Genomic DNA, 11,192 nt, shown 5'->3' with positions numbered 1-11,192 from the left:
GATTGTCGCCCACTTGGCGTGTAAGTTCCGGGGCCGAGAGCCTTGGAAGGGACCCAATCCGGTGAACAAGAAGCTTGCAGCCGCACTGTCCGGCGGTGCGGTACTCGTACTGACGCTGTCGGGCTGTAGCGACGACAGCGACAACAAGGTGAATGACTGGGCGAAGAAGGTCTGCGACCAGGTTCAGCCGCAGTTGCAGAAGATCGCGAACGCCAACGCCGCGATCCAGCAGCAGACGGCCGACAACAGCAAGCCCGCTGACGTCCAGAAGACCGACTCGGCCGCCTTCCAGCAGATCTCGCAGGCCTACAAGGCGCTGGGCACGGCCGTGCAGTCGGCGGGCGCGCCGCCCGTGGACGGCGGGGAGACCACGCAGAAGGAGGCCGTGAAGGAGCTCAACGCCTCCTCGGTGGCCTACGCGGGCCTGAAGACCAAGGTCGACGACCTCGACACGAAGGACCAGGCGAAGTTCGCCGACGGTCTCAAGGGGATTGCCGACGAGCTGAACAAGATCAGCACCAACGGTGACCAGGCGCTGAAGAAGCTGCAGTCCGGCGAGGTCGGCTCCGCGATGGCGAAGCAGAAGGGCTGCCAGAAGCCGACGGCCTCGGCTCCGCCTGCCTCCGCTCCGTCCGCCCCGGCGTCGAAGTCCGCATCGCCCTCGGCCTCGGCGAGCGAGAAGGCGTAAGGGCGGGCCGCCGCGAACCGCGTCGGCGGAGTGCCGGAAGCCGCAACGGCCGGGCGCCGAAAGCCGTGACGGCCGGGCGCGAAACGTCGTGACGGCCGGGTGTGGGCAGCCGGGGCGGCGGGGTGCTCGCACCTGTCGGGAGCCGTGAACGACGCGCAGTCGTAGCGGAGAAGACCCGCAGACAGCGGCCCGGCCCTCCTTCGTGGGCGCCGGGCCGCTGCCGTTGTCGGCGGGAGCGGCCACAATGGGCGGGTGAGTACGACCAGCCTTCCCGCATCCGACCACGCCCCCCGGCTCCGCGAAGCCCTGATCCGTGCGGCATTCACCGCCGACGGCCTCCTCGAACGGCTCGGCGCGCCCGCGTACGCCGCGCTCGCCCGCAGCGAGACCGTCCCCGCGCTCCGGGCCACCCGGGGGGATTCACCGCTCGACACGCTGGTGCGGCTGTTCCTTCTGCAGCGCTCCGTCCCGGCCGCTGCTGCCGCCGCCGCTCTCCCGCTGGAGGAATGCGTGGAGGACGGCTGGGCCGTCATCGAGGGGGACCTGGTCAGGGCCACCGTCGACATCCGGCCCTACGGAGGGCCCGAGGGCCAGGACTGGTTCATCGTGTCCGACCTGGGGTGCGCCGTCGGCGGGGCGGGTGGCATCGGCTCGCACGAGGAGGGCGTCGTCCTGGGGGTCGGCGGGGCCTCCACCACGCTCGCCGGCATCACGGTGCGAAGGCCCGTCACCTCCGCGCTCGACCTCGGTACGGGCTCAGGCATCCAGGCCCTGCACACCGCGCAGCACGCCACCCGGGTCACGGCCACGGACGTCAACCCGCGCGCTCTGGCTTTCACCCGCCTCACCCTCGCGCTGTCCGGAACGACCCCCGCCGAGCTGCTGGAGGGGTCCCTCTTCGAGCCGGTCGGCAGCGAGACGTACGACCTGATCGTGTCCAACCCGCCCTTCGTGATCTCGCCCGGTGCCCGGCTGACGTACCGCGACGGTGGCATGGGCGGCGACGATCTGTGCCGGACGCTCGTGCAGCAGGCCGGGGACCGGCTCAACGAAGGCGGGTACGCGCAGTTCCTCGCCAACTGGCAGCACGTGGAGGGCGAGGAGTGGCAGGACAGGGTGCGCTCCTGGGTGCCCGCCGGCTGTGACGCCTGGATCGTGCAGCGTGAGGTGCAGGACATCACCCAGTACGCCGAGCTGTGGCTGCGCGACAGCGGCGACCACCGCACCGATCCCGCCCTCTACACCGAGCGGTACGAGGCCTGGCTGGACGAGTTCGAGGCGCGGAGCACCAAGGCCGTCGGCTTCGGCTGGATCACGCTTCGCAAATCCGCGGCGGCCGCCGCCGGGAGTCCCTCGCTCGTGGCCGAGGAGTGGCCGCACGCGGTGGAACAGCCCTTGGGGTCCGCCGTCGAGGCCCACTTCGCGCGGCAGGACTATCTGCGGGAGCACGACGACGCGGCCCTGCTCGCCGCCCACTTCACCCTGGCCGAGGAGATCGTCCAGGAGCAGGTCGGGCTGCCGGGCGCCGAGGACCCGGAGCATGTGGTGCTGCGTCAGCACCGCGGGATGCGGCGGGCGACCAAGGTCGACGCGGTCGGCGCCGGATTCGCGGGCGTGTGCGACGGGTCACTCCCCGCGGGCAGGATCCTGGACGCCATCGCCCAGCTGATGGCCGAGGACCCGGTGCTGCTGCGCGACCGCACTCCGCAGGCGATCCGGCTGCTGGTGGAGGAAGGCTTTCTGGACCCCGTGCGCTGACCGGCGGCGCGCCACTCCGAGGCGGGCAGGCCTCCTCCGCGTGGGGCCGGCCTTCCCGGCACACGGACGCGTCCCGCTCCCGAGCACGTCCCCACGCCCCGCTCCCGGTCTCAACCGGTCCGGCGGTTCGTGCCCGGGCATCGTCCCTGTGCTCCGTCCCCTTGCTCACGCACCGCTCCGACGCTCCCCTCCCGTGCATCGTCCCCGCGCTCCGGTCCCGTGGGCCAGGGGGCGTCTTCCGGCGCTCAACACCGTCCTGAGCAGCGACTTCGTGACCGCTCGACGACCCCGTCGGTGCGGTCGACGGGTTCCGCTCATGGTCGTTCCCCGGGCGGCCGCACGGTGTTCATCCGGGATTCGCGCCGAGGACGCCCCGGCGTGGCAGCCTCCCTCTGCCGAGCCGCCCGCCGGGTGCGGGGCTCGGGGGGCCACGGCCGGTACGGCGGCGCACGAGCGCCACGGCAGCCGGGAAAAGAGCAGAGGGGTTCGGACATGGAGAGTGCCGCCGCGGTCTTCGCCGGTGTCGCGTTCGCGCTGTTCGGTGCCGCCCTCCTCGTCTGGACGGGGGCGCGCAGCATCCAGCGCGCGCCGGTGGCGCTCGGTGTGAGCCCCGTCGCCTCCACCGCTCTTGCGACGCTCTTCGGCGTACTCTTCCTCGTCCTCGGCGTGTGGTGCTTCACCCGCATCTGATCCACTTCTCCGGCACGGACGGCGGCCCCCGGGCAGCGGTCGCGGGGGTTCCCGGACAGGGGCGCCAAACCCGCAGGCGACAGGACCGCGAGGAGCGGACCGGTCGGTCCGGGCGGCAGGAATGGCGGAAGTCGGGTTACCGTTCGAGTGGCCGTTGCGGGCTTTTGCCGTTTGACACGGGGGCGGGTTGTACCGTCACACTCCGCAGCGACAGCACCGCGAGCAGCGCCCTACCGCTGCCCGGATGCCCACGAGTGCCGACCGGAGAGAAGAGCGAAGTTGTCCCCGACCAGCGAGACCGCAGGCCGCCGACTCGTCATTGTCGAGTCGCCTGCCAAGGCGAAGACGATCAAGGGCTACCTCGGCCCCGGATACGTCGTCGAGGCGAGCGTCGGGCACATCCGCGACCTGCCGAACGGCGCCGCCGAGGTGCCGGACGAGTACACCGGTGAGGTACGCCGCCTCGGTGTGGACGTCGAAAACGACTTCCAGCCGATCTACGTCGTCAACGCAGACAAGAAAGCCCAGGTCAGGAAGCTCAAGCAGCTTCTTGCCGAATCCGACGAACTCTTCCTCGCCACCGATGAGGACCGCGAGGGCGAAGCCATCGCGTGGCACCTGCAGGAAGTCCTCAGGCCCAAGGTCCCGGTCCACCGGATGGTCTTCCACGAGATCACCAAGGACGCGATCAGGGCCGCCGTCGCCAACCCGCGCGAGCTCAACCAGCGCATGGTCGACGCCCAGGAGACCCGCCGCATCCTCGACCGTCTCTACGGCTACGAGGTCTCGCCGGTCCTGTGGAAGAAGGTCATGCCGCGGCTGTCCGCGGGCCGTGTCCAGTCCGTCGCGACCCGCCTCGTCGTCGAGCGGGAGCGCGAGCGCATCGCCTTCCGCTCCGCCGAGTACTGGGATCTGACGGGCACCTTCGCCACCGGACGCACCGGCGACGCCTCCGACCCCTCGACGCTCACCGCCCGCCTCAGCGCGGTCGACGGGCGCCGCATCGCCCAGGGCCGTGACTTCGGCCCGGACGGACAGCTCAAGCAGGGCTCCGCCCAGACGCTGCACCTCGACGAGACGAACGCCCGCGCCCTGGCGGCGGCGCTCGCCGACTCGACGTTCGCGGTCCGCTCGGTCGAGTCGAAGCCGTACCGCCGCTCGCCGTACGCGCCCTTCCGCACGACGACCCTCCAGCAGGAGGCGAGCCGGAAGCTGGGCTTCGGGGCCAAGGCCACGATGCAGGTGGCGCAGAAGCTGTACGAGAACGGCTTCATCACCTACATGCGTACGGACTCCACGACGCTCTCGGACACCGCGGTCTCCGCGGCCCGGGCGCAGGTCACGCAGCTGTACGGGGCGAACTACCTGCCCGACAAGCCGCGGACGTACGCCGGCAAGGTCAAGAACGCGCAGGAGGCGCACGAGGCGATCCGCCCCTCCGGCGACCGCTTCCGCACTCCGGCGGAGACGGGCCTCACCGGTGACCAGTTCCGGCTCTACGAGCTGATCTGGAAGCGGACCGTCGCCTCTCAGATGAAGGACGCCGTCGGCAACTCCGTCACCGTGAAGATCGGTGGACGGGCGAGCGACGGCCGCGACGCCGAGTTCTCCGCGTCCGGCAAGACGATCACCTTCCACGGCTTCATGAAGGCGTACGTCGAAGGCGCGGACGACCCGAACGCCGAGCTGGACGACCGTGAGCGCCGTCTGCCGCAGGTCGCCGAGGGCGACGCGCTGACCGCCGACCAGGTCACGGTCGACGGCCACGCCACCAAGCCGCCGGCCCGGTACACCGAGGCCTCGCTGGTCAAGGAGCTCGAAGAGCGCGAGATCGGCCGTCCGTCGACCTACGCCTCGATCATCGGGACCATCCTCGACCGCGGATACGTGTTCAAGAAGGGGACGGCGCTCGTCCCGTCGTTCCTCTCCTTCGCCGTGGTCAACCTGCTGGAGAAGCACTTCGGCCGGCTGGTCGACTACGACTTCACCGCCCGCATGGAGGACGACCTCGACCGCATCGCGCGGGGTGAGGCCCAGTCCGTGCCGTGGCTGCGGCGCTTCTACTTCGGCGCGGGCGACGACACGGCCGGTGCCGGCGCGGCCTCCGACGCGGGCAACGGCGACGGGGACCACCTCGGCGGTCTGAAGGAGCTCGTGACCGACCTGGGCGCCATCGACGCCCGGGAGATCTCCTCGTTCCCCGTCGGCAACGACATCAAGCTCCGCGTCGGCCGCTACGGCCCGTACATCGAGCGCGGCGAGAAGGACTCCGAGGGCCACCAGCGCGCCGACGTGCCCGAGGACCTGGCACCCGACGAGCTGGACGTGACCCTGGCGGAGGAGCTGCTGGCCAAGCCGAGCGGTGACTTCGAGCTCGGTGCGGACCCGGTCAGCGGCAACCAGATCATTGCCAAGGACGGGCGCTACGGCCCGTACGTCACCGAGGTGCTGCCCGAGGGCACGCCGAAGACGGGGAAGAACGCGGTGAAGCCGCGGACGGCCTCGCTCTTCAAGTCGATGTCCCTCGACACGGTGACCCTGGCGGACGCGCTCAAGCTGATGTCGCTGCCGCGCGTGGTCGGCGAGGACGCCGAGGGCGTCGAGATCACCGCGCAGAACGGCCGCTACGGCCCGTACCTGAAGAAGGGCACGGACTCGCGGTCGCTCACCTCGGAGGACCAGCTCTTCGACATCACGCTCGACGAGGCCCTCGCGATCTACGCCCAGCCGAAGCAGCGCGGGCGGGCCGCGGCCAAGCCGCCGCTGAAGGAGCTGGGCACGGACCCCGTGAGCGGGGCGCCGGTGGTCGTGAAGGACGGGCGCTTCGGCGCGTACGTCACCGACGGCGAGACGAACGCGACGCTGCGGACCGACGACAGCGTCGAGGACATCACTCCGGAGCGCGGCTACGAGCTGCTCGCCGAGAAGCGGGCCAAGGGGCCGGCGAAGAAGAAGACCGCCAAGAAGGCTCCGGCCAAGAAGGCGCCGGCGAAGAAGGCCACCACGGCCAAGAAGGCGACCGCGAAGAAGACGACCGCCACCAAGACGACAGCCGCCAAGAAGACGACCGCCGCCAAGAAGGCACCTGCGAAGAAGGCGACGGCCGCGGCGAGGAAGACGGCCACGTCCTCCTCCGAGGAGAGCTGAAACCCGATCCGGCTGTAGGGCCGCCCGGAGCGGTGAGCCGATCGCCGTCCGGGCGGGGCGGATCACCCGCGCGGTAGGCGGCGTCGATCCGCCGGTCGGCCCGATGGCTTGTCGGCCCGTCGGCCCGTCGGCCCGTCGGCCCGTCGGCCCGGTGGCGCGGATCACGGATCACCCACCGTCGGATCACCCGCCGTCGTCCGTGCAGGCGTGGGACAACGGCTGTCGGGCACACACGGAACGGTCGGGCACACACGGAACGCCGGAAGGGCTGGGGCCTCGCTGGGCCCTTCAGCCCTTCCGGCGTGTCTCCCGGCGTGCGGTCCGTGTGCCTGTGGGGCATATGTTCGGACGCGGCCCCCGGGCACCGCACCGCTGCCGATAGGCTGGGCGGATGACGCGAGCCGAGCAGCCATTGGTCGTGAGCCCCACCTCCGACCCACTTGCCGCAGACTCACGCGAGCGCGCCGTACGAGCCCTGTTGCGTGTTCCCCCGCTCCGGCGGTTGTGGAGCGCCCAGCTCGTCGGCAGTATCGGCGATTCACTCGCCCTTCTCGTGCTTGTGCTGTTGTCGCTGCAGGCGGCGGTCCTCGAGGGCTCATTCGGGGCCGGATACCGCGGGGCGGCCTTCGCCGTCGCCGCCGTGTTCGGCGCCCGGATCCTTTCCACCGTGCTCTTCGGAGCCGTACTCCTGGGGCCTCTGACCGCGCTCACCGCGCCCGCTGGTCCGGTCGACCGCCGCTGGCTGATGATCGGGGCGGACGGGCTTCGGCTCGCGCTCCTGATCGTCGCGCCCCTGTGGATCGACTGGATGCCGGACAAGGCACTCATGATGATCCTGATCACCGTCTTCGTGGCCGGTGTCGGCGAGCGGCTGTGGGCGGTGGCCAAGGAGAGCGCGGCCCCCGCGCTGCTGCCCGCCCCGCCGCCGGAGGGCGCCGCCGTGCGCCCGCTGCCGGACCACCTCGACGCCCTGCGCAGGCTCTCCCTGCGGACGAACTTCCTCGCCGTTCCCGCGGCCGCGGCCGTACTGGTCGTCGCCGCGCTCGTCGGTGAACTGCTCGGCACCGGTTTCGACTGGTTCTCCGTGCACCAGGCCGCTCTCGGGTCGTACATCGCGGCGGGACTCTTCTCCGCCTCCGTCTCGACCCTGTACTTCCTCGAACTGCCGGCCACCCGGACCCCTCGTCCGCGTTCGCCCCTGGAGGGGCTGCGCAGGCCGGCCACGGGCGCGGGCTCCGACAAGGGCCGCACCGGCAGCATCCCGCTGGTCGTCGCCGCGTGCGCCGCGGTCGCCGGGGCGATCGCCGCCGCCGCGTCCGTCTCCGTGCTGCACGCCTCCGACCTCGATGGCGGTCCCGCCACCTTCGCCCTGCTGATCCTGGTCCTGACCGGCGGCACCGCGCTCGGTATCCGCACGGCGCCCAAGGTGCTGCCCGCCCTGTCGCGGCGCCGTCTGCTGGCGCTGGCGGTCGCCCTCACGGGTGTGTCGCTCCTCGCGCTCGGTCTGGTGCCCGACACCGCGACCGGGCTGCTGATCGCCCTGCTCGCCGGTTACTCGGCGGGCGTCGCGGCCCACATCGGCCACGCGGTCATCGACCAGGAGACCGAAGCGGCTCACCAGGCGCGGGTCACCGAGCACCTCCAGGCCGTCGTCCGGGTGCTCGTCGCGCTCGGCGCGGTGGGTGGCCCGCTGCTCGCGGCCGCCATCGGCCGGCACCGTCTCGGGTCCGGCGACTTCGTCTTCGCGCACGGCGGTGCGGCCTTCGCGCTGATGCTCATCGGCGCGCTGCTGCTGCCGGTCGCGGTCATCGTCCTCGCCAGGACCGACGACCGGGCCGGTGTGCCGCTGCGCCGTGACCTGCGCGAGGCACTGCGGGGCGGAGACCCCGCGGTCGCGCCCGCGGCGAACGGTTTCTTCCTCGCCCTGGAGGGCGGCGACGGAGCCGGCAAGTCCACCCAGGTCGAGGCGCTCGCCGAATGGATCCGTGCCAAGGGCCATGAGGTCGTCGTGACCCGCGAGCCGGGGGCCACCCCGGTCGGCAAGCGGCTGCGTTCGATCCTGCTCGACGTCTCGTCGGCCGGCCTGTCCAACCGGGCCGAGGCCCTGCTGTACGCCGCCGACCGGGCCGAGCACGTGGACTCCGTGGTCCGTCCCGCCCTGGAGCGCGGCGCGATCGTCATCTCGGACCGCTACATCGACTCGTCCGTCGCCTACCAGGGCGCGGGCCGGGACCTCGCCCCGACGGAGATCGCCCGTATCTCGCGCTGGGCGACGAGCGGGCTCGTACCGCATCTGACGGTGCTGTTGGACGTCGACCCGGAGACCGCGCGGGAACGCTTCACCGAGGCACCCGACCGGCTGGAGTCCGAGCCGGCGGAATTCCACACCCGGGTGCGGTCGGGCTTCCTCACCCTCGCGGCGGCCGACCCGGCCCGCTACCTGGTGGTGGACGCCGGGCAGGAACCGGAAGCGATCACCACCGTCGTACGCCACCGGCTCGACCGGGTCCTCCCGCTCTCCGAGGCCGAGATCAAGGCCCGGGAAGAGGCGCGCAAGGCCGCCGAGGAGGAGATCAGGCGCCAGGCCGAGGAAGAGGCCGCCCGCAAGGCGGAGGAGGAGCGGCTGGAGGCCGAGCGGCAGGCCCAGCTCGCCAAGCTCCGTGCCGAGGAGGAGGAGCGCAGGCGCCGCGAGGAGGAAGAGGCGCGGCAGCGCGAGGCCGAACGGCAGGCGGAGGAGGCGCGGCAGCGCGCCGAGGAGGCCCGTCGCCGTGCGGAGGAGGAGCGCGCCCGGCTCGAGGCCGAGGAGCGGGTGCGCGAGGCCGAGCAGGAGCGGCTCCGCCAGCAGGCGCAGGAGGAGGCGCGGCTGCGCAAGGAGGCGGAGGAACTGCGCCTGGAGAAGCAGCGCAGGGCGGAGGAGGCGCTGATCCGTTCCGAGGAGGCGCGCCGCCGCGCCGAGGCCGAGGCGGCCGCCCGGGCCGAGGAAGCAGCGGCAGCCGCCGCAGCCGAGCGTTCCAGGGAATCGGGCCGGCCCGGCTCCGGGGCCTCCGGGCCGTCCGTGCAGGACAACGAGCTCACCGTCCCGACCCCGGTCGTCAATCCGAACGAGATCACGCAGCCCGTGCCGGTCGCCCGGCCGGACCGGCCTGACCGCGACGCGGACGAGACGACCGTGCTGCCGTCCGTGCGCGACGCGGACGAGACGGCCGTCCTGCGGCCCGTGCGCGACGAGGACCCCTCGGACCGGGTGCCGCCGGGTGTGTTCCGCGACGAGCGCCGGGCTCCCGCCGCCGAGAGCGAGAACGAGCGCACGCGTGAGCTGCCCCAGGTCAGCGACGATCCGCAGGCCGGACGGGCGGCCAAGGGGACGTCCGGCCGCCAGAAGCGGCCGCGTTCCGACTGGGCCGAGGAGACTCCGCTCGACGATCTGCCGTCCCTGGCCGACGAACTGCTCGGCGACAAGGACGAGGACCAGGGCGGCTCCGGCCGCGGCGGGCGCCGCCCCCGCCGCTGACGGGCGGTAGGCCGGAGGGACCGCGCACGGAACGCCGGGATTGTCGGACCCTTCCCGCACAATGGGGAAGCGCCGGGAGTCCCGGCGTTCCCGCAGCACACCACGGAAGGGCGGTGACCATGACCGTATGGGACGACCTGGTCGGACAGGACCGGGTGCAGGAGCAGCTCGGTGGCGCCGCCCGGGACGCCGACACGCTGGTCACCGCTCAGTCCGAGGGCAAGCCGGTCCCGCCCGGCTCGAAGATGACCCACGCCTGGCTGTTCACGGGCCCGCCCGGGTCCGGCCGGTCCACCGCCGCCCGCGCCTTCGCTGCGGCGCTCCAGTGCACCAGCCCTGACCGGGCCCTGGGCGGGGCGCCGGGCTGCGGCTTCTGCGACGGCTGCCACACGGCCCTGATCGGCACCCACGCGGACGTCGAGGTGATCCGCACGGATCTGCTCTCGATCGGCGTGAAGGAGACCCGCGAGCTGGTCCGCCGGGCCCAGCTGTCCCCCGCCGTGGGGCGCTGGCAGGTCATCGTCATGGAGGACGCGGACCGTCTCACCGAGGGCGCGGGCAACGTCCTGCTCAAGGCCGTGGAGGAGCCCGCGCCCCGCACGGTGTGGCTGCTCTGCGCCCCGTCCCTCGAGGACGTGCTGCCGACGATCCGCTCCCGCTGCCGCCATCTCACGCTGCGCACCCCGCCCGTGGACGCCGTGGCCGACGTCCTGATCCGGCGCGACGGCATCGACCCCGAGCGAGCCGCGTCCGCCGCCCGTGCCACGCAGGGGCACATCGGCCGGGCGCGCCGCCTGGCCACGGACGAGCGGGCGCGCGCCCGCCGCGCCGCCGTGCTCAAGCTCCCGCTGCGCGTCCACGACGTGGGCGGCTGCCTCAAGGCGGCGCAGGAGCTGATCGACACGGCGACGGACGACGCCAAGCAGGTCGCCGAGGAGGTCGACGTCAAGGAGACGGACGACATGAAGGCGGCGCTCGGCGGCGTGGCGGGGGGCCGGATGCCGCGCGGGACCGCCGGTGCGATGAAGGAGCTCGAGGACCGGCAGAAGCGCCGGAGGACGCGTACGCAGCGCGACAGCCTCGATCTCGCGCTGAGCGAGCTCACCGGCTTCTACCGTGACGTCCTGGCGCTCCAGCTCGGCTCCCGGATCGCCCTCGCCAACACCGACGTACGGGACGCCCTCGACCGGATCGCCGAGGAGTCCACCCCCGAGCGCACCCTGCGCCGGATCGAGGCCGTGATCGCCTGCCGTCGCGCGCTCGACCGGAACGTCGCGCCCCTGCTCGCCGTGGAGGCGATGGCGGTGGCGCTCCGGGCGGGCTGACGCCCCGTCCTCCCCGCTCGACACACGCCGTGCGTCACAGCCCCCACGGCGACGTCTCGCGCGCGTCACCGCC

The 11,192-nt window shown here is 72.6% G+C and carries 6 protein-coding genes; all 6 read left to right on the top strand.

Annotated features, from left to right (window positions below):
* The first annotated feature begins 61 nt into the window (after positions 1 to 61).
* The 6 genes from OG488_RS17295 (at position 62) to OG488_RS17270 (ending at position 11,119) form a co-directional block, all read left to right on the top strand.
* Positions 62 to 688, top strand: a complete 627-nt coding sequence (locus tag OG488_RS17295) for a small secreted protein (protein ID WP_329230270.1) — start codon at positions 62 to 64, stop codon at positions 686 to 688.
* Between the two features lie 252 nt (positions 689 to 940).
* A complete protein-coding gene (locus OG488_RS17290; RefSeq protein ID WP_329230268.1) occupies positions 941 to 2,446 on the top strand; it encodes a class I SAM-dependent methyltransferase in 1,506 nt (501 codons plus the stop codon).
* 492 nt (positions 2,447 to 2,938) lie between these two features.
* Positions 2,939 to 3,136 carry a hypothetical protein gene (locus OG488_RS17285; protein ID WP_329230267.1) on the top strand — a complete coding sequence of 66 codons (198 nt, stop codon included), beginning with the start codon at positions 2,939 to 2,941 and terminating at the stop codon, positions 3,134 to 3,136.
* 279 nt (positions 3,137 to 3,415) lie between these two features.
* The gene (gene topA / locus OG488_RS17280) at positions 3,416 to 6,283 is read left to right on the top strand and encodes a type I DNA topoisomerase (protein WP_329230265.1); all 2,868 of its coding nucleotides are present in this window, start codon (positions 3,416 to 3,418) and stop codon (positions 6,281 to 6,283) included.
* 391 nt (positions 6,284 to 6,674) lie between these two features.
* Positions 6,675 to 9,794: a dTMP kinase gene (gene tmk, locus OG488_RS17275; protein ID WP_329230263.1), complete on the top strand. Its 3,120-nt coding sequence runs from the start codon at positions 6,675 to 6,677 to the stop codon at positions 9,792 to 9,794.
* Between the two features lie 119 nt (positions 9,795 to 9,913).
* Positions 9,914 to 11,119, top strand: a complete 1,206-nt coding sequence (locus OG488_RS17270) for a DNA polymerase III subunit delta' (protein WP_329230261.1) — start codon at positions 9,914 to 9,916, stop codon at positions 11,117 to 11,119.
* Positions 11,120 to 11,192: the final 73 nt, after the last annotated feature.

The organism is Streptomyces sp. NBC_01460 (assembly GCF_036227405.1).
Taxonomy (GTDB): domain Bacteria; phylum Actinomycetota; class Actinomycetes; order Streptomycetales; family Streptomycetaceae; genus Streptomyces.
Note: the sequence above shows the minus strand (reverse complement) of the source record. Positions and strands in the feature narration are given on the sequence as shown.

Excerpts from the sequence above, each read along its gene's own strand:
- OG488_RS17285 (WP_329230267.1), top strand. The coding sequence starts at position 2,939 with ATGGAGAGTGCCGCCGCGGTCTTCGCCGGTGTCGCGTTCGCGCTGTTC.
- tmk (WP_329230263.1), top strand. The coding sequence starts at position 6,675 with ATGACGCGAGCCGAGCAGCCATTGGTCGTGAGCCCCACCTCCGACCCA.
- OG488_RS17270 (WP_329230261.1), top strand. The coding sequence starts at position 9,914 with ATGACCGTATGGGACGACCTGGTCGGACAGGACCGGGTGCAGGAGCAG.